The sequence below is a fragment of the Paenibacillus sp. 23TSA30-6 genome, from assembly GCF_014858585.1.
GTDB lineage: Bacteria > Bacillota > Bacilli > Paenibacillales > Paenibacillaceae > Paenibacillus.
The window spans coordinates 53,300-73,273 of record NZ_SLTL01000026.1; the positions used below are offsets into that span (position 1 = coordinate 53,300).

The 19,974-nt window shown below is 47.0% G+C and carries 17 protein-coding genes, 1 pseudogene and 1 other annotated feature; of the genes and pseudogenes, 15 read left to right on the top strand and 3 right to left on the bottom strand.

Going from position 1 to position 19,974, the window contains the following annotated elements; all coding sequences use genetic code 11:
• Nucleotides 1-3 precede the first annotated feature (3 nt).
• Nucleotides 4-272, top strand: a binding site (T-box leader).
• 65 nt (nt 273-337) lie between these two features.
• A complete protein-coding gene (tyrS, locus tag E0698_RS20575) occupies nt 338-1,591 on the top strand; it encodes a tyrosine--tRNA ligase (RefSeq protein WP_192512761.1) in 1,254 nt (417 codons plus the stop codon).
• Between the two features lie 312 nt (nt 1,592-1,903).
• Nucleotides 1,904-2,771: pseudogene (locus E0698_RS20580) on the top strand (AraC family transcriptional regulator).
• Nucleotides 2,772-2,852: 81 nt separating this feature from the next.
• Here the strand turns inward: E0698_RS20580 and rpsD are convergent.
• Nucleotides 2,853-3,452 carry a 30S ribosomal protein S4 gene (gene rpsD, locus E0698_RS20585; protein WP_025684247.1) on the bottom strand — a complete coding sequence of 200 codons (600 nt, stop codon included), beginning with the start codon at nt 3,450-3,452 and terminating at the stop codon, nt 2,853-2,855.
• Nucleotides 3,453-3,887: 435 nt separating this feature from the next.
• On the opposite strand from rpsD, the gene E0698_RS20590 reads away from it, so the two are divergent.
• The 5 genes from E0698_RS20590 to E0698_RS20610 all read left to right on the top strand — a co-directional run bounded on the left by E0698_RS20590 (nt 3,888) and on the right by E0698_RS20610 (nt 8,837).
• The gene (locus tag E0698_RS20590) at nt 3,888-5,873 is read left to right on the top strand and encodes a sensor domain-containing diguanylate cyclase (RefSeq protein WP_192512762.1); all 1,986 of its coding nucleotides are present in this window, start codon (nt 3,888-3,890) and stop codon (nt 5,871-5,873) included.
• Nucleotides 5,874-6,029: 156 nt separating this feature from the next.
• Nucleotides 6,030-6,881, top strand: a complete 852-nt coding sequence (locus E0698_RS20595) for a hypothetical protein (protein ID WP_134913600.1) — start codon at nt 6,030-6,032, stop codon at nt 6,879-6,881.
• Nucleotides 6,882-6,957: 76 nt separating this feature from the next.
• Nucleotides 6,958-8,073, top strand: coding sequence for an aminopeptidase (locus E0698_RS20600; RefSeq protein WP_044649318.1), 1,116 nt, complete (start codon nt 6,958-6,960; stop codon nt 8,071-8,073).
• Nucleotides 8,074-8,162: 89 nt separating this feature from the next.
• Entirely contained in the window at nt 8,163-8,405 is a 243-nt protein-coding gene (locus E0698_RS20605; protein WP_134913604.1) for an HPr family phosphocarrier protein, read from the top strand.
• 141 nt (nt 8,406-8,546) lie between these two features.
• Nucleotides 8,547-8,837, top strand: coding sequence for a YlaN family protein (locus tag E0698_RS20610; protein WP_134913606.1), 291 nt, complete (start codon nt 8,547-8,549; stop codon nt 8,835-8,837).
• 299 nt (nt 8,838-9,136) lie between these two features.
• Here E0698_RS20610 and cax read toward each other — a convergent pair whose 3' ends face one another.
• The gene (gene cax, locus E0698_RS20615) at nt 9,137-10,207 is read right to left on the bottom strand and encodes a calcium/proton exchanger (RefSeq protein ID WP_192512763.1); all 1,071 of its coding nucleotides are present in this window, start codon (nt 10,205-10,207) and stop codon (nt 9,137-9,139) included.
• A 192-nt stretch (nt 10,208-10,399) separates the two neighbouring features.
• Between cax and E0698_RS20620 the strand changes: the two genes are divergently transcribed.
• On the top strand, nt 10,400-10,765 hold the full coding sequence (locus E0698_RS20620) for an Asp23/Gls24 family envelope stress response protein (protein WP_013310912.1): 366 nt from the start codon (nt 10,400-10,402) through the stop codon (nt 10,763-10,765).
• Between the two features lie 222 nt (nt 10,766-10,987).
• Here the strand turns inward: E0698_RS20620 and ftsW are convergent, their stop codons facing one another.
• Entirely contained in the window at nt 10,988-12,247 is a 1,260-nt protein-coding gene (gene ftsW / locus E0698_RS20625) for a putative lipid II flippase FtsW (RefSeq protein ID WP_149093477.1), read from the bottom strand.
• Nucleotides 12,248-12,501: 254 nt separating this feature from the next.
• Here ftsW and E0698_RS20630 point away from each other — a divergent pair, with 254 nt between their 5' ends.
• From E0698_RS20630 to E0698_RS20660, 7 genes are all read left to right on the top strand, one after another.
• Complete coding sequence (locus E0698_RS20630; RefSeq protein ID WP_192512764.1) at nt 12,502-13,707, top strand: M20 metallopeptidase family protein; 1,206 nt, start codon at nt 12,502-12,504, stop codon at nt 13,705-13,707.
• A 90-nt stretch (nt 13,708-13,797) separates the two neighbouring features.
• Nucleotides 13,798-14,226 carry a CBS domain-containing protein gene (locus tag E0698_RS20635; protein ID WP_025684238.1) on the top strand — a complete coding sequence of 143 codons (429 nt, stop codon included), beginning with the start codon at nt 13,798-13,800 and terminating at the stop codon, nt 14,224-14,226.
• A gap of 151 nt (nt 14,227-14,377) precedes the next feature.
• The gene (locus tag E0698_RS20640; RefSeq protein ID WP_192512765.1) at nt 14,378-16,201 is read left to right on the top strand and encodes a DNA repair helicase XPB; all 1,824 of its coding nucleotides are present in this window, start codon (nt 14,378-14,380) and stop codon (nt 16,199-16,201) included.
• 7 nt (nt 16,202-16,208) lie between these two features.
• On the top strand, nt 16,209-18,287 hold the full coding sequence (locus E0698_RS20645) for a helicase-associated domain-containing protein (protein WP_192512766.1): 2,079 nt from the start codon (nt 16,209-16,211) through the stop codon (nt 18,285-18,287).
• A 106-nt stretch (nt 18,288-18,393) separates the two neighbouring features.
• Nucleotides 18,394-18,834: a YlbF family regulator gene (locus E0698_RS20650; protein WP_044648891.1), complete on the top strand. Its 441-nt coding sequence runs from the start codon at nt 18,394-18,396 to the stop codon at nt 18,832-18,834.
• 40 nt (nt 18,835-18,874) lie between these two features.
• The gene (locus E0698_RS20655) at nt 18,875-19,135 is read left to right on the top strand and encodes a YlbG family protein (protein WP_014282311.1); all 261 of its coding nucleotides are present in this window, start codon (nt 18,875-18,877) and stop codon (nt 19,133-19,135) included.
• Nucleotides 19,136-19,365: 230 nt separating this feature from the next.
• Nucleotides 19,366-19,803 carry a hypothetical protein gene (locus E0698_RS20660; RefSeq protein ID WP_025684234.1) on the top strand — a complete coding sequence of 146 codons (438 nt, stop codon included), beginning with the start codon at nt 19,366-19,368 and terminating at the stop codon, nt 19,801-19,803.
• Nucleotides 19,804-19,974 lie beyond the last annotated feature (171 nt).

The window sequence follows — 19,974 nt, forward strand, 5'->3', positions numbered from 1 at the left end:
TCGTGAAAAGCAGAGAAAGACTTCAGTAGAAGGTGGAATCACGTTGTGCAGAGAGCCGATGGGTGGTGCGAATCGGTAACGACCCTCCTTTGAATTACCGTCTGGAGCTGTCTGGATGAATGGTAGAGCTTTTGCAGATTTGCGAAGCTGACTATAGTAATCCAGTACCGGGTGTAGGCCCGTTATAGGAATGAAGTGAAAGAAACGCTTGTCTTTGGCATACGTTTCTTTAATTAGGGTGGTAACGCGAGCAGCTCCTTCTCGTCCCTTGGGATGAAAGGGGCTTTTTGGTTTGTTTAATATGTAATATTTTGGATAAAAACAGGAGGTATACAGGATGAAGTGGGAAGAGATGAAGCCTGAGCAGCAGGCAGAGGTAGAACGCCAATTAAATGTGATCCAACGTGGTGTGGCGGAAATTGTACCAGAGGACGAGCTGAAGCGTAAGGTTATTAAATCGGTCGTTAGCGGTGAGCCGCTCCAGATTAAATTAGGACTTGACCCATCGGCGCCGGATATTCACATCGGGCATACGGTCGTTATGCATAAGCTGCGCCAGTTTCAGGAGCTTGGTCATCAGGTGCAGCTTATCATCGGTGATTTTACGGGCAAGATTGGTGATCCGACAGGCAAATCGGAAACTCGGAAGCAACTGACCGAGGAAGATGTCCAGCGCAATGCTCAGACGTATAAGGAGCAGATATTTAAAATTCTGGACCCCGAAAAAACAAAGGTATACTACAATTCCCATTGGTTGGCTCCCATGTCTTTTGCCGATGTGGTAACGCTGGCCGCTAAAGTAACTGTCGCACGTATGCTGGAACGGGATGACTTTACGAAAAGATACCAAAACGGCTTGCCGATCAGCATCCATGAATTTTTCTACCCGTTGATGCAAGGGATGGATTCTGTGGAACTCCGAAGCGACATCGAGCTGGGGGGTACAGATCAAAAGTTCAATTTGTTGATGGGCAGAACTCTGCAAAAGGAATACGGAGTGGAGCCACAGGCCACCATTACGTTGCCACTGCTTGAAGGGCTGGATGGCGTGCAGAAGATGAGCAAAAGTCTGGGCAACTACATTGGTGTCGATGAGGAGCCGAACGAAATCTACGGAAAATCCATGTCGGTTCCTGATGAACTGATGCTTAAATATTTTGAGCTGGCAACAGATTTGAACAATGAGGAACTGGCTGAGCTGGCGGAAGGCATTAAGAACGGTTCAGTGCATCCGCGTGACGCCAAAATGAAGCTGGCTGGAACGTTGGTACGCATGTACCACGGTAAGGAAGCGGAGGAAACAGCGAAGCAGCATTTTGTGACTGTATTCCAGCAACGAGCGCTGCCTGACGATATTGAAGAGTTCACTTTGACGGCCGATCATTTGGAAGATGGCGGCATCCGTGTCATCCAATTGCTGACTCATTTGGGCTTTGCGGCTTCCAATGGTGAAGCCAAACGCAGCATTCAACAGGGCTCGGTCAAAATTAATGAAGAGAAATGGACCGATATAAACGAAGCATACGCGCCGCAGGAAGGCGATATTGTGCAAATGGGTAAACGGAAGTTCGCCAAAATCAAGCTAGGCTGATAAAAATGTGAGATACATGGCGGGAGAGAGGTAGTCCTGCGTTCGATTTAGTCTACATCGCTGGATTTCTCCAGATTTAAATCAGGCCGCTTCGTTGTTGCCCGCCGTTAATCACCTTTATTTTAACAACGCAGAGACATGCATAGTGTCTCTGCGTTGTTTTTATTTCTACTGAAGTAAAAAGGGCGTGGTAAACTTAGCACAAATGATCAAACAAGTATGTGCAGGATTGTACATAATGGATTACGAAGTCTTGCTAAATTCGCTTGGTGGATGAATCGTCAAACTATAACAAGTAAGGGGAAGGATCGTATGGACTACTTTAAAAGAATACAGTGTGCGATTGAGTTTATTGAAATGAATCTTCGAGAAGAGTTGAAAATTACGGAAATTGCTTCGCAATCTTGCTTTTCATCCTTTCATTTTCAGAGGCTTTTTCAGGCGATTTCGGGTTTTACGGTTCAACAGTATATAAGGAAGAGAAGATTATCAGAGGCGGCTGTAGGGCTGAAACAGTCTAATCAAAAGGTATTAGATATTGCTCTTGAATACCAGTACAGTTCACAAGAAGCATTTACACGTGCTTTTGAAAAAAAGTTTTGGTGTCACCCCGGGGAAATACCGGAACAGTGATATAGATATTTCCCAGCAACACAAGATTAATTTTCTGGATTATCAAAAAAACACCAAAGGGGATTTGGATGTGAATAAGCCGGTAATGCTGCAATTCGATACGATTAAGGTCATAGGCCATGAGTACAAAACAAACTTGAATCATGAGCAGCATTATAATGAGATTCCAGGATTTTATGATCACTTTGGAACGAATGAGCATTTTATGCGTATTCCGAATAAAATTGCACCAGGGATGTCGTACGGTATTGCTTGCTCTTTTCAAGATAATGGTGAATTTTCATTTGTGATTGGCGAGGAAGTTGAGGGAGAAGCGGAAGATTTGGCAGAGGGATTTATCTATATGGAGATTCCTGCAGGAAAGTATGCCGAATTTAACGCTTCAGGTCCGAATGGCCAGGTTCAGGATGTACGAAACTATATCTACGGCACATGGCTTCCCAACTCTAATTTTGAGCGTAGGGAAGGACCGGATTTTGAAATCACCGACGTGATGAATTCTTCCTTTCCAGATTTGGATATTAAGATATATATACCGATTGAATAAAATGTTACAAGCTTCACGCAACAGTAACACGAAAAAAGCACCCGAACGAAGTTCGGGTGCTTTTCAGTGCTATCACAAGGATTAGCGGTTGTAGAATTCGACGATTTGTTTTTCGTCGATATCTTGGGACAATTCGCCACGCTCAGGCAAACGGATGTATTTGCCTTCCAGAGCTGCGTCATTGTACTCCAGGTAAGCTGCCAAGTGGTTGCGGTTTTCCAAAGCTTCTTTGATGGAAGACAGGGAACGACTTCTTTCACGAAGACCGATCACGTCGCCCAGGCTTACTTGGTAAGAAGCGATGTCAACTTTTTTACCGTTCACAGTAACGTGACCGTGTGCTACCAATTGACGTGCGCCTGCACGGGAGTTAGCAAAGCCAAGACGGAACACGAGGTTGTCCAGGCGGCTTTCCAGCAAGAACATGAAGTTCTCACCAGCGATACCGTGCATGTGTTGAGCTTTGTTGAACAGAGTGCGGAATTGTTTTTCACCCAAGCCGTACATGTGACGCAGCTTTTGTTTTTCTTGAAGCTGCATACCGTAGTTGCTGATTTTTCTCCGTTGGTTTGCACCATGTTGTCCCGGAGGGAAAGGGCGTTTCAATTCTTTACCTGTGCCGCTCAGGGAAATCCCCAGACGACGGCTCAATTTAAATTTAGGACCAGTGTAACGTGCCATTATAGAGTTAACTCCTTCATAATTAAAATTTGAGTTGGGGCTCTCTTTGCGCTCCAATTTGTTCGGCGCTACCAATCAAGGTGATGCGCACTACTGACAGAAAAGTTCAGCCGCTGTCCTGTTAGCAACAAATAAGATGAGGGTGACACAAACTGTTACGCCCAAAATTTAAGATCCGCACAGTAGATAGTTCTGCCGTACAGTCTTTTTCATTAATATATACTATATGTAATAGTGGGTCATGTCAAGAAGAGAAAAAGAATGAAAACGTCAAAATTTGTCGATAGGGCTTTAGAACTAAAAAAGTGGGACGAATTTCTGAAAAATGGATGCAAATTTCTGGAGTTAAGAGTAAAATAGATCATATTATAAGCTATAGTGGTGCGTAGCCGCTGTCTTGGTACAGCTAATTTTGCTGTAAAGGAGCGCCTTAATATGTCGGACTTTTCAACAACGGATCAGCAAACGCTTGACGGTAAAACAGCCCAGGTTAGCGGTGCTCCGCTGTTTGATGATAAAGAATATACGTCTTTTGCCTGGCTCCAAAACATGGATATGACACCATTTGATTTCCCCTATATTAATCAGCTTCTTGTCCAAGGATATCGGAACTGGTTGCAGCAGAGCAATGGTATATCGTGGGTTAATGAAGAACAATCCGCCGTTTTTAATTTTACAGGTGTTCGGGTTGCAGGTAGGGAAGAGGATGATGACGAGGATTTGGAGCTGGTCGAACGTTGCTGCTTGTCCAGAGAAATGGAAATAAGTCAACGCAAACTTCGGGACGGAAGCCTTGCATTTGTGTACATGGTTCCTGTATTTTGCCGTAATCATAAGGGTGAGGCTTTTGCTGCTCTTCGTTTTACACTGTCTGCTCAACATTCTGTTCCCGAGCAGGACGCATTATTAGCGGCAACTTTGCATTTTAGATCCTGCTTTTATACGAGATTTGAGTATATATTTATGGAAGATATCCTCGGGATGCAGAACCGGAGCGACCGCGATGGCAGGCGACGCTCTATTTTATTTCAGATTGTAAAGCGAATGCATGACAAGATTGATGTTGAAGGCGTGCTGGACGAGGTATTTGGCAGCATAGCTTACTTGTTTCCGCATGTAGATATCACGTTATATATGAGCCAGGATCGGCACAGTCGTAATCCGCAAGTCAAACCTTTGTTGTTGCACGAGCGGGACGAGGATGTATGTGTGCGTGCATTTATGAAAGGCCAAATGGCTGTAAATGAGCCTGTAGGCACAGAAGGAGAAATGACTGAAATCGGCATTCCTTTACGTGGCAAGCAAGGTGTATATGGTGTGTTTCATATGATTCTTCCATCAGGTGCCGAAAGCATGAAGAAAGTGGATGTGGAGCTGATCGCCATGATGGCGGACACAGCAGGCACCGCATTTGAAAATGCAAAGCTGCTGGAGCAATCCAATGTGCTCATCCATGAGTTGCGTCTCATTAATGAACTGGTTCAGCGCTTGAATCAAAGCCTTAAGCTGAACGAAATATTCGAGTTTGCTGTGCAGGAATTATTGAAAATGTTCTTGGCTGACTTTTGCTGTATTGTGCAACTCGATCAGGAAGGAAATTGCTTTAAGGTCACGTCAAGCAACGTAGAAAGTTTAAGGCTGCACAGTTACTCTGGCGAGGATGGGTTTGCAGGGCTGATACGCAGAACAGGAGAGCCTGTTATCGTATCAGATTACAGAAAGGAAGGGAAGATATCCTCCGATTTTATGGATATGACCGATTCCCTTTCTTTGATGGCGGTACCTATGAAAACCAGCGGTACACCGAGAGGGGCTATTTTATTGTCCAGCAAGCTCCCTCACTTTTTTTCGTACGATAATTACAAAATGTTGCAAATGCTGGCCCCCCATATCGGATTGGCGGTAACAAATGCCATGCTGCATGCTGAGGTACGGCGTCTGGCCAATATGGACATGCTAACAGGTCTGTATGTACGTCATTATGTGGACAAGGTGATTCAGAGACATCAGGAGAAAGATTTTTGCGGTTCTCTCATTTTGGTGGACATTGATCAGTTCAAACAGGTGAATGATACATACGGGCATCAGACAGGTGATCAAATATTGAAAAGTGTCAGTGATATTGTTCGTTCGGCGACCCGTAGCGAGGATGTATGTGCCAGATGGGGCGGCGAGGAATTGGCAATTTATTTGCCGCAGCTTGGAGTACAGCAGGCGCTGGAGTATGCGGAAAAAATCCGCTATCGCGTACAACATGAAACCCAGCCTCAGGTGACCGTTTCCTGCGGGATTGCTGAATGGAACTGGCTGGATGAGCAGATCAGCATTGAATCTTTATTTTACAGGGCGGATATGGCATTGTATGAGGCGAAAAATGAAGGTCGCAACCGGATTGTTATTGATCATGTGGGCGACGCCTAGAGAATGTTCCTTATGGAGTGTTCTCTTTTTTTGCTGTGCATAACCTTTTGTAGTCAGGAAACCCTAATCGTAGCTATAAAAATAACGTAGTTTTCCTGAAGTACAGCCCTTACCCATTGGTAAGGTTATATCAGGATATGATGGGCGGATGATTGGATGGATTGGAGAAGAGAATGGAGTATGCTGGTTTGTATGTTGCTCACCATGTGCTCGTTAAGTGGATGTACACTTGCAGAACAGCAAAATGCGCCGGATCAGATTTTTAAAAGAGCCGTTGCAGGGATAGCAGGCAAAGAAACGTTAACGTTCAAAGGTCAGGCTGGTGTCATAGCCAGAAATGGTATGCCGGTGGATAAACAGTTCGCATATCATGGTAAGGTGAGCAACCACGATGAACTGACCATGCATTGGAGTTCTGCGGGGGCTTTTAACAAGCGGTCAAGCTATGCTGCACTCAAACAAGGCGCATCCGGGGATGGGGTAACACAGGAGCGTTTTCTTCGTCTGGATGGAAAATGGATTGCCGTTACATCCAGTCGTATAGCTATGAATGGAGTAGGGACGTTAAATCGTTTTAATCCGATTCAGGAGCTGGAGGAACTGAATGCACTGAATAAAACCATTCGTATAGAGGCCGGGGCCGCGCGGGGAACCTGGGTAGTGAGGATTGAGCCAGAATCGTCCTCAGCCAAGCGATGGTTGAAAGACCGTTTAATGAAAGAAATGGATGCCATAAATCCTCACCTCTTGCAAGCAAACATGAAGCAGAACGGGAAGAATCAAGAGGTGCAGCAAAAACTGAATCGAATATGGGCGCAGAGTCGCGAGGATATGAGTAGCCAATTAGAACATTCTGATGTGCATGCTGTGTATCATCTGACGATAGACCGCCAAACAGGCTTGCCCCTGAAGTTGTCGTCGGAATGCAAAATTGCGCGGCAGGAGGCAAATGGAGAGGGGCATGAGGAAGCTCTGATTACCAGAGTTGCTTTTGAGGGCTACAAGTAACGCAACGGGCATGATACAATGGACTTCGAATTAACCGTTGTTCAAAAAGAATGTAACAGAGAAGGAGAGACATTAAATGAAAGATCCCAGAATACTTAAACTGGCAGAAAATCTGGTAGGTTACTCTGTTGAGGTACAGCCGGGTGAGAACGTGCTGGTTGAAATGATTGGTACAGAGCGTGACCTGCTTAACGCCATTATTCATGAGGTAGGCAAAAAAGGCGGCAACGTTTTCGTTCAGCTTACTGATCGTAAGGTACAGAGCGCCATGCTACGTCATGCGACAAAGGAAATGGTGCAAACCTGGGCTGAAATAGACCTCAACCGGATGAAACAAATGCATTGCTACATCGGGATTCGCGCTGGTGAAAATGTCAATGATCTGTCAGACGTGCCGGAAGACAAGATGAAATTGTATAATTCGATTTATCAACATGCGGTACATAGCGAGCAGCGGGTAAAGCATACGAAATGGGTAGTGCTGCGTTATCCGAATGACAGCATGGCGCAATTGGCGAATACGAGCACAGAGGCGTTCGAAGATTTTTATTTCAATGTGTGCAATCTGGATTACGCGAAAATGGATAAGGCGCAGGATGCGCTGGCTGACCTGATGAACCGGACAGATAAGGTTCGGATTAGCGGACCGGGCACAGATCTGAATTTCTCTATTAAGCAAATTGGCGCCATCAAATGCTCCGGTCAATGCAATATTCCAGATGGCGAAGTATATAGCGCCCCTGTTCGAGATTCCGTTAATGGAACTATTAGCTATAATGCACAAACGCTGTACAACGGTATCACCTTTGAAAATGTAAAATTCCGCTTTGAGAATGGTAAAATTGTAGAAGCAACGAGTAATGATACGAAGCGGTTAAACGATATTTTGGATTCCGATGAGGGAGCACGCTATATTGGCGAGTTTGCAATTGGGTTCAATCCGTATATTTTGCATCCGATGAAGGATATTCTGTTTGACGAAAAAATCGCAGGCAGCTTGCATTTCACGCCGGGTCAAGCTTATGAAACAGCAGATAACGGTAATCGTTCTTCAATCCATTGGGATTTGGTCTTGATTCAGCGTCCGGAATACGGTGGTGGTGAAATTTATTTTGACGATGTTCTGATCCGCAAGGATGGCATTTTTGTACTGCCTGAGCTGGAGCCGTTAAATCCCGAGAATTTGAAATAACGATTTCTATCCTTGCTGAGAAAGCGATTCCAATGTATTATAATGGATGAGTAATGATACATGATAATCCAGTAAAGCGAGGGATCTCTATGTCTAATAATAACGCGGCGGTTGTTGAAATTGCACAGACAGCGAGCAAGTTTACTTCTTCCATCGTCCTTCATTCCGAAAATAAGTATATTGACGTGAAAAGTATACTTGGCTTGTTTACGACATTAGTCAGCAGCCACAGCTATGAGCTGCACGTTCATGGACCTGACGCGGAGGAAGCCAAGAAAGCGATCACTGAAGTGTTCCAGAAGCACGGGCTACACATATCGGTAGCCTCCTGACTATATTCTTGGATCAAAAGCATCCCTACCTGTAACTGTAGGGATGCTTTTTTTGTCAGGTTCTTGTATTAGCCTGCAATTTGGTCTAATATTAAGGTTAGAACGTCTTGTGCGACATTGAGAGATAGGGGGGAAGAATCCATGACTTCATCTGATTTGCAGGAACAATTGAATATTAAGGCTATTAATCTGCTTCAAGATGACGCAGATAAAATAAAGAAGCTTATTGAAGTACAGATGGAGAATCTGGCAACCCGTTATTGCCCTCTCTATGAGGAAGTGCTGGATACTCAGATGTACGGATTTTCCAAGGAAGTGGATTTCGCGGTTCGCGCCGGCCTTCTTCCGGAAATGGTAGGTAAACAGCTGGTCAGTGAGCTGGAACGCAATCTGGCTATTCTATATGAGGCCATGAACAATAAGGCCAATTAGAAAGACGGTTTCATTGATGAGAGCATGCGGAGTTCGAGAGCATGCTTTTTTTGATGCCTTTACATATGAAATGGGAACGAGTCGACCTATCTTTTATAATGTTCTTTCAGGGGATAACAGCAGCGTAGCGGTTCATTTGAATCTGGAGAAGCGTAAGCGTTCACCTTTGCCCTTGAATTTTAACCGTTTAAGGAGTTATATCATCTTAAAAAACCAAGGGCAACAGTGATCAGAAGCTCAAATGAAACGTGAAGCGGTCACTACCATCCTAATGAACATTTTAAAACCTTGAAAGGTGTCTACACGAGGAAGAAAGATACACCTAACAGAATATACACAACCAGCAGCATCAATCCTTCATACCAGTTGGTTGAGCCGTCCTGAGTAATGGATTTGGCGATAAATACAGCGACGGCAATGGCGACCAGCTCAATCGTAGTAAAAACGATATTCATTGTATTTCCCATGAAGTAGCTGACAAAAATCAACACAGGTGCAACGAATAACGCAATTTGCAGGCTGCTGCCGACTGCGATTTCGACAGATGCGCCGATTTTGTTTTTCATCGCCAGCAAAATGGCTGCGCTGTGCTCAGCCGCATTACCGATAATGGCAACGAGGAAAGCACCCACGAACAATTCGCTGAGTCCGAACTGGGTCGTGAATACCTCCAGTGTTCCGACAAGCCATTCGCTGACAAAGGCGACCATGACGGTAGCGATTACCAGGTAGCTAATGGATTTGTTTCTGGACCACACAGGAGCATGCTCATGCGGCAATTCTTCGTCCTTTTGTTCAGTCACGTCAGATAAGTAGTCTTTGTGCGTAATCATCGAAAAAATAAGCCACGCAATATAAGCCACAATCAGTGTGCCCGCGACAATCAGACTGAGCGTATCCGATTCACTATCTGTAATGACATGTGTATTTAGAAATACAGCCGGAACGAACAGGGCAATGACCGCCACAATCATCAACGAACCGCTTAAACCAGCCAGCGATACATTAAAGTTTTGCACTTTGTATTTCAATCCGCCAGCGAACAGGCTTGCTCCAAGCACCAGCAGCAGATTGCCGATGATTGAGCCGGTCAGACTCGCCTTCACCATATCGTAAAGACCTTCTTTGACGAGAAAGATGGCGATGATCAGTTCGGCTGCGTTGCCAAAGGTGGCATTCAAAAATCCGCCCAGACGTTGGCCTGCATAATGTGCTACGCTTTCGGTGGCTCTGCCGAGAAACCCGGCTACGAACACGACAGAGATTGCGCAAATGACGAATTGGGCGATCGCGTTCCAATGTGTGTAATGTGCAACTGCGCTAAGGACCAAGGTTGCGATAAGCAAGCTGGGAGATAACCATTTTTTCAATGAAGTGCACCTCGATATCAAAGGATATGTACAAGTTTGGTGAATGCTGTCACTTGTATGGATTTTCTAAAATAATATACCCAAATTGATATAGGTTGTAAACGGAAGTTATTTTTCATACGCAAGGTTTGCAATTGCAGTGGCTGAGGCTTTACAATACAAATAAAGGATGGATGAAGGGGGACATAGGTCATGGCAGAGCAAATTCAACAACTGGAAGCAGGAAACATCAAGATTTCCAACGATGTCGTAGGTAAAATTGCGGGGATGGCCGCACTGGAGACGCCCGGTATTGCTGCAATGTCAGGCGGCTTATCCGAAGGCTGGGCCAAAAGGCTGAGTGGTAAAAATGTGCAAAAAGGCGTATCAGTGGAGGTTGGACAGTTGGAAGCTGCCATTGATCTTCGCATTATTGTGCTCTACGAAACACCGATTCATGAGGTGTCCCGAATTCTTCAGCAAAATGTGCGGGAAGCTGTCGAAAGCATGACAGGTCTGCGGGTTGTGGAAGTGAACGTAAAAGTAGAGGGTGTCGCTTTCAAGGACGACGCGGTGTAAAAAAGACGTGGTGGGTACATCGACGTTTTTCGCCAGTTTTATACATGCAGGGGATTTCCCCGCGAAGATATGAATGAGAACACAAAAACTGGCGATTTTTAGAAACGCCAGTTTTTGTTTGTAGATAAGCTGCAGCCTATTCCGCCAGATTGAATACATGTATATACATATACAAAAGAACTTCCAAAACCACCATTATCGGTGATCTGGGAAGTTCTTTTTTTAGCGGGAACGGTTGGCTCTCCGGGTTTGAAAACGATTAGGGACTTCGGTCCGAACTGCTACTCCTGTAGTACGTTCCTGTACTGCCTGCTTGGTGTTTTCGCGGGAGATGCTAAGCATAATCCCCATGGAGAACATCGTAACAAGAAGGGACGATCCACCAAAACTGATAAAAGGAAGCGTGACCCCGGTGATCGGAATAGTCTGGGTTACACCGCCGATATTAATGAACGCCTGGATAGCGATCAGTCCCATAATACCTGTACCTACCAACGTCCCAAACGGATCATGACAACGCAAGGCGATGATCATCCCTCGCCAAATAAAATACAGATACAGCATCAGGAATATCGCTGTTCCAATGAATCCGAATTCTTCACCAATTACGGAAAAAATAAAGTCATTAAAAGAGTTAGGCAAGTAGTGAAGCTTGATAATGCCCTTACCAAATCCTGATCCACTTAGTCCGCCTTCTCCTATAGCTTGCAAGGATTGTACGAGATTATATCCAGTCCCCAGTTTATCTTCCGTAGGATTGAGAAAGGCCTGAAAACGTCCGATTTTATAATCTTGCTTGGCTGTGGCTTGTCCATCTGTTGTTCCGGAATTTCCTCCAAACAACGAGCCTACACCAAAAACGAGGGCAGCGCCCAGTAAGAGCAGACCAATCGAAGCCGTAATATGCTTGACGCTGGCTCCCCCGGCATAAATAATCAGGCCACTGGTGGCTACCAGAATGAAGCAGGAGCCAAAATCCGGTTGAAGCATAATGAGTCCTGCAACAAAGCCTACAATGACGGTCACGGGTATGTAGCCGGTTCGTAAATCTCTAAAGCGATCCCCTTTTTTGACAATCAGCGCGGATAAGTACAGGATAATGGATATTTTCGCAAGCTCGGTTGGCTGGAAACCAATACTACCAAATCTGAGCCAGCTTTTTGCGCCGTTGAGAGAGCCTGTAAAAAGAACGATGACTAGCAGTAAAATGGTGATAAAAAACAAGGGCACAAAGAGCTTTTTATATTTTTCCATCCTAATATTCATAGCTACGAACATGATGAAAAGTCCTAGTATAGCAAACGCAGCTTGACGCTTCACAAAATATAAAGAGTCAAAATTGTAATCTTTATTCAGCAGAGCTACGCTGGAGCTGGCGCTAAATACCATGATTACACCGAATCCAACCAGCAACAAGGTGAGGATCAGCAATTGGAAATCCGGTGTGCCTCTTCTTCGAGTCTCCGGCTTCGTATTTCTCATATCAGCTTCCCCCGGTATTCGCCGCAAGTGTATGCCTCGCAGGCGTTTATCATTATTATTTTATCGTTTATCCATTTAATCATAGTATGTTTGGAGGGCTTCTGCAACCTCTATACAGCAACGGATATCGCAATAATTCCATATCTGCTACAATAGAATACAAAATAAGGTTTGAGAGCAGTGGCACATACGTTGTGAATCTGCAAGATTTATTGGGAAGCTGCCCGGTGTTTTAAAAGGAGAGGTGGAGCAATATGACACAACATGCGACAGATAAGAGCTGGTTTGACCAGCTACAGAACGATATGGTGGAGTGGCGCAGATATTTACATAAAAATCCCGAAATCTCTTTTCGGGAAAGCAAAACCGCAGCCTTTGTAGCGGACAAGTTGGAAAACTGGGGGATTGAGGTTCGCCGTCACGTAGGAGGGCATGGTGTTGTCGGTACCATTCGTGGTTCCAAGCCCGGCCCTGTTGTGATGCTACGCGCTGATATGGATGCTCTCCCCATTCAGGATGAAAAAGAGTGCGAATATCGTTCCAGCGTAGACGGAGCCATGCACGCATGTGGACATGACGGGCATACGTCCGTTTTGCTCGGAACGGCTTACTATTTTAGTCTGCATCGGGATGAGCTGGAAGGAGAAATACGGTTGTTGTTCCAGCCTGCGGAGGAATTGTTGCCTGGCGGCGCGGTCAATGTGCTGAAGGATGGTGTGCTGGAAGGTGTGGACGTTATCTATGGCATCCATCTATGGACACCGTTCCCGGTCGGAACGGCTGCGAGTTGCGCAGGGCCGTTGATGGCGGCGGCGGACGATTTTTATATTGAAATTACGGGCAAGGGTGGTCATGGCGGTATGCCTCAGTCCACCCATGATAGTGTGGTAGCGGGCTCAGCTCTTGTTATGCAGCTGCAAAGCATCGTGAGCCGTTCTGTGGACCCTTTGCGGCCTGCTGTGCTGACGGTGGGAACAATTCAAGGGGGAGCTGCGCAAAATGTGATTGCGGAAACATGCCGCCTGAGTGGGACGATCCGTACGTTTGACGAGGAAACCCGGACGGTGATGAAGGATCGACTGCATGCGGTTACGGAGCTTACAGCGGCAACTTACGGAACAACAGCCAATATCCGCTATATTATGGGATACCCGCCTGTTGTAAATGATGCGCAAGAAGCTTTGCGTTTCTTTAAGGAAGCAGGACCTGTTTTTGGAGAGGGAAAAGTTCAGGAAGCGTCGAAGCTGATGCCTGCCGAAGATTTTGCTTATTATTTGGAACGTGTGCCGGGCTGCTTTATGTTCGTGGGAGCAGGTAATCCTGCTAAGGGAGCCGTTTATCCGCATCACCATCCTAAGTTTGATTTTGACGAGGACGCGATGATTAAGGCGGTTCGTTTGTTTATTGCGATGTCTACCGGATATGCTGCGGAGCGAAAAACAGAAAATTCCAGCCGCTAACAGCTAACGTGAGCTGAATCTGGATGAGCTGATTCGGCGTATGAGCAGAATGAAATGGGGTACCCTACTCTTGAAAAGGAGGGAGTACCCATGAAAAAGGTTCAGGAAGTTATGACTGAAAAATGTGTAACGGTTACCCCGCAAGACAATATTTATGAAATTGCGCTCAAAATGAAGGATAACGACACCGGTTTTATCCCGGTTGTGGAGAGCGAAGGCAGTGACAAGCTTATTGGTGTGGTAACAGACCGTGACCTAGTCGTTCGCGGTTATGCGGGCAAGCATTCCGGCTCTAGTTCGGTCGACGCAGTGATGACGACAGGTATCCGTACAGCTCAAGCCGACATGTCGGTGGATCAAGCAGCCGAGCTAATGGCGGAGCAGCAAATCCGTCGTCTGCCCGTAACGGAAGGGGATCGTTTGATCGGGATTGTTTCGATTGGCGATCTGGCCGTACGTAATATTTTTGCAGACAACGCTGGAGAGGCGCTTAGCCATATTTCCGAACAGGTTCACTAGGTAAAAAAGCAAGGATAGGCCTGAATGACAAGGAGTTCAACCCATATACGGGTTGGACTTCTTGCTATTCCGATTGATCTGCGAATAAACGGACAAACTGTTCGTTATATAGATTTTAAGATGATGTGTTATAGATTGACGGGAGGTAATTATGAATCCGGATCACCCTTGTATTGTACAACGCGATTTTACTGTTTTGCTGGAAATCGGACTGCCCGCTTCAGAGCATGCACGTTCACAGTTGCAGGTCTATGCGGAGCTGGTTAAAAGCCCGTCCGCTTTTCATACATATCACATCACTCCTTTGTCTCTGTGGAATGCGGCTGCCCTTGGGTGGAGTGCCGCGGATGTTCAAAATAGTCTACATTCCATGTCCCGTTGGGATATTCCCCGTGATTTGCTAAAGGATATTGAACAGCTCGTTTCCCGTTACGGGACGTTGACGCTGTCACGGGTGAGAGCAGAAAAAGAGGGGCGTTGCAGCACGGATACTGCTGATCTGAACAGTATAGAGAAAGATGTAACTATAGGCATGGAGACGGATACAACTCACAGGGGTGCAGCGGTCGACCGCTTGATACTAACGGCGGACAGTCCGGCTTTACTGGATGAACTGCTGCTCAAACAGGATCTGGAGCAGCTTGGTTTGCTTCGTGACAGTGAAGTGACCGTGTCGGTTCCGCCAGAAAATCGGGGATTGCTCAAACAGGAACTGACCCGTCTTGGTTTTCCGGTCATGGATACAGCAGGCTATCTTGAGGGGAATCAGCTTCATTTTTCTCTGGGTCAGGGACAAACGGAGCTGAAGCTTCGTGATTATCAAATGGAGGCGGCTGATGCGTTTGAGGGGGCTGACGGCCAGGGTGGCAGCGGCGTGCTGGTGCTTCCATGCGGAGCAGGAAAAACCGTGATCGGTATGGCGGTGATGGAACGGCTTCAGTGCGAGGTGCTTATTTTAACCTCCAATACCACATCTGTTCGGCAATGGATTGAGGAATTGAAGCTAAAGACGGATATTCCTGCCGATTCCATTGGGGAATACAGTGGTCAGAAAAAGGAAGTGCGTCCGATTACGGCGGCGACCTATCAGATTTTGACGCACCGCCGTACCAAAGATGGGGAATTTGAGCATATGAAGCTGCTGAGCGAGCGCAAATGGGGGCTGATAGTATATGATGAGGTGCATTTGCTGCCCGCGCCGGTATTTCGAGCAACGGCGGATATTCAGGCTACCCGCCGTTTGGGCTTAACCGCGACGCTGGTTCGGGAGGACGGGTGTGAGCGGGATGTGTTCTCCTTGATCGGACCGAAGCGGTACGACATGCCATGGAAAGAGCTGGAGCGACAGGGCTGGATCGCTCAGGTCGATTGTGTGGAGCTGCGGCTCCCCATGTCGGCTGCGCTTCTGGAGCGCAGTATGCGTGCTGAAGGCAGGCAGCAGTACCGGATCGCCGCCGAAAATCCGGCCAAGCTGGAAGCGGTTCGCAACCTGATGCAGCAGCACAAGGGCTTGCCCACGCTTATTATCGGGCAATATTTGGATCAATTGCGCACATTGGCCCAGGAGCTGAACGTACCGTTGATAACCGGGTCAATGAGCCAGACAGAACGAGTGCGGTGGTTCGATGCATTCCGCAATGGTACGATTCGGACCCTGCTGGTGTCCAAGGTGGCTAACTTTGCTGTGGATTTGCCGGATGCGGCCGTGGCTATTGAGGTATCGGGCAGCTTCGGTTCCCGTCAGGAGGAGGCACAGCGGCTTGGCCGCATTTTGCGACCCAAGACTGGTGAAAATAAGGCTTATTTTTATGCGCTGGTGACGGAGAACAGCAAGGAGACGGATTTTGCAGCCCGCCGTCAACTGTTTTTGATTGAGCAGGGCTATGAATATGCGATTTGCAGATTTAGCTCGGGGGAGGTTATCGGGAACCTGGATGATGAGGCTGAAGCTGGCGGAAAGAAAAAGGAGGCGTGATCAAAAAATGGGCGTAACGAACACGGAAGGCGGCTGGAAGGAGCTTGCATCGGATGAGCTGTTAGTGCTACGTCGATGTTTTATCCGGCACGCGGGACAGCCCATAAAGGAAGAAGAGCCATTACGGCTTACCAGGGGAGCGCTGAGCGGAGCCGAAACGAAGTTGGCACTGCACGGACTGCGCGATCGGGGCTGGCTGGAGGCGGTTACCAAATCGTGGGGCGAACGAATGTTATATATTCCGGTTCATCGGTTGCCGGATCTGTACGAGATGCTGTTGGAGCAAAGTCAAAGTACGATGAAAGTGATGGATTCGGATCAACTGGTGACGGTACATGAAGCGATGACGGGACTGGAAGCGGAGCTGTTGCATGCGTTATCACGTATTGCAGTGCAAGGAGTTCCTTTGACAGCGAAAGGGACCATTCATAAACGGTCGCTGCAAAAGCTAAATGAGCTGACCCCCTTTCATCCGGAAGATTTGACTGGACTTGGGCTACAATATGCGCACGCCGAGCTGTATCCGGTGCAAACGGTGGTGATGATGGACTTGCTGCTCAGCTTGGGTCTGCTGGTGAAGGAAGCTGCTTCTTTTCATGTTCAGGAAGCCGGGCTGGCAGCGTGGGTTCGCTTGTCCGCTTGGCAAATGCGCAAGCATATTCTTGTCACGCTCATGGAAAGGTACGGCAAGGCCGAAGCGTCTATACAGCATTTTCGTTATATGCTGTGTGTGGCCTCCACTCACGCGGGATCAGAAGGCTGGATTCATATCGGGCCGTTACTCCAATGGATGACTCAGAGGGGACTGATTTCGCAGGAGAGTCTGAGTGGAGGGGACCGGAAAAGTGGTGATTCTCTGGAATTTCCTGTTATACATGCAAGCCCCGTGAGGATTGAGGACAACACGGTATCTAATTTCAACCTTAACGGACAATACATGGATATGGTTAGGGGCTGGGTGACAGCGCTGACTGCCTTTGGAATGGGTGATTGGGGTCTGACCGCGTCGGGAGAACTGTGTTTTCGCTGGAACGTGCCAGCGCTGGATATGCTTCGTTCCAATGATGAGAAGGGTGCGATTCAGGAGCAAGGTACCTTTTATGTACAGCCGGATTTTGAAATATTGGTACCGCCGGATGTAGCTTATGATGTGCGCTGGAAGCTGGAATGCTTCTGTGAACGTGTGACGGGGGACCGTATGGTAATATATCGGATCACTCGGGAAAGTGTTACAGAGGCCATCGAGCTGGGGATGGAGGCCGAAGCCATTCCTGCACTTCTGGACAAGTATAGCCGGACAGGCGTGCCTGATCATGTACGCGTGGCGATGGAGCAGTGGGCAGGGGATGTGGGACGGACAGCGTTTGCGACGGTAACACTTCTGCGCTGCGGTACCCGAGAAGACGCAGACACTGTTGCACGTCACCCCGGGCTAGCTGGTTTGCTTGAACAGATCGGCGAAAAGGACTTTATCATTCCGGCACGTTTGGCTGCCAAAATCCGCAAGACGCTTGCTACGATTGGGCTAAGTCCACGACGGGAGCCGGAGGGGGGAGACGAGCTGGTTCACCGTTATCCGCTGGTTGCGGGAACGGAGGGGATTTGTCCGGATAGCTCCGACAGTACATTCAGGGCGGAAGATACAGAAACGACGAATGGCGAAACGGCTGGCACAATGGTGGCGGACTCGAATCAGGAATGGCCGATGTTTTCACAAGAGGGAAGGGCTGGCTTGGTTTACACGGGCCGAACGTTACATTTTTATGAACGGGAGCATACGCTACCCGACCCAGCCGATTATTTTCCAGAGAAATCGGCAGTACCTGCGTCATGGACGAAGGAATGGAGAAGCTACCATGCATCCACTGCCCGGCAGCTTATGGAACAGGCAATTCGCTGGCAAGCGGCGGTAGGACTGCGAATCGGTGAAAAAGAAGTCAAATGGATACCGGAAGCGGTGGTTGCCGGTGAACCGTGGAGTGTGACTGGCTGGTATGCTACCGGAATGGACGGTGAAACGTTGCCCCGCACGACTTTACAGCCGGGGGAATGGTCGGATATGCGCCTGCTGGTTCCTTTTACATAGAAGAGCCAGGATGTGCATGAAACTCCTTCTTCTCAAAAGAAGGATGTGGTATGATAAATGAGTCTACTTTACCAGTAGAACTTTATATAAAGTGAGATGAACATTCATGAGCGTAGCCGAATTGAATACGGTCAATATGGCAGAAGTGCTTATTAACGCCTATGAATTGGGCGATATGGTCAACCGGTCCTTTGAGGTATCGGATTATTTATATTGGAAACAGCGTGTGGAATTGAATCCGTCGATTCTGGCGTGTGTACGCAAGCTGGATGCCAAAAAGGAGCTGTTCGCGGAAACGGAACGTTTTGGGCATTTTCACCCAAACTTTCATGAAGCGAAGGATGCAGTGCAGGCCGTCGAACTGGAGCTTGAACAATTTCAGGAGGTTCAAGAGTTCAAACGGGCAGAAAGGGCGTTGGATGATATGCTCCATGCTATGTCCGAAACGATTGCTTATTCTGTGTCCGACACTATTAAGGTGCCGAGCAATGATCCGAATGTGAAAAAGGGTGGCTGCGGTAGCGGAGGCAAGTGCTCCTGCGGATAGGCCATAGGGGATGATATCGAATGGAGGGGAGATGAAGCGAATGTTTGCCGAGCGGACAGGGTACATCATTTGGGTGAGCGATATCAAGGCTGCCCGCAATTTGGAGAAATACGGAAATGTCCACTATATTTCGAGGCGTATGCATTATGTTGTCATTTACATGAATGCAGATCGGGCAGAGGATACCGTTAAAAATATTCGCAGGCTTTCCTATGTGCGCAAGGTCGAACGCTCCTTCCGAAATGAGATCAGGACGGAGTATAACGACGATAAGGAAAAATTAAAAGAGTATGAAATATAATCTTTAAATGGTGTGAATTTCAAGTTTTCTTAAAAAAGTCGGCCCTTGGGCTGGCTTTTTTTTATAAAGTCAGGACTTTTGCATAATAGTCTTAATGCTGATAGACCTAAAATTATCTTTAAAAATTAGTGATAAACTTCAATTTTGTAACTTGTAGTCCCGGGTCTATTGAGGTAACATATGAATATATTGGTAGATATAAAGACCTATCTGGTGGGGAGAGTGATCCCGTGCGTGACAAGGCAATGCAGCGATGGAGTACATACGAGCCGTTCTACGTAGAGATGGGCGACAAGAAGGTCGCCGATATTGTGATTACAAATCATGCGAAAACACGCTACTTAGACCGTATAGAACAGAAACAGTCCGAAACGAATCATATCGCCGCCTGGCTTTGGGAATGTCTAAAGCAAAACAGGATGGAGTCCTATTATCACAATGAAGAGGATGTATATTTAATTGATGGTGACCTGGTGGTCGTAGCCGAGTTTGGTGAGTTGCCTGGCGAAATGGATATTGCGGGTAACCCGCTCCACAAAATGATTGTCATTACCTTTTTGGGTCGGATGTCAGAGACCATTGAACTGCGGGATTTGAAGTCATACTATTCCTGGTTGCGCCATTCGCGGCGTATGACACTGATGAAAAGCACGCGCAAGCGGAAATAGACGTTGATTTGGCGGAAGGCATATCGTCAAGTATTTTATCTATATAGGCCGCAATTAAGATCATAACCTGACAAGCAGGCGATCAATCGTTTCCAACGGTTGCTGATTGATTCGCTTCATAAATTGACTGACATGAAGTTTAATCTTATAGAATTTTTCAAAAAAGACGTT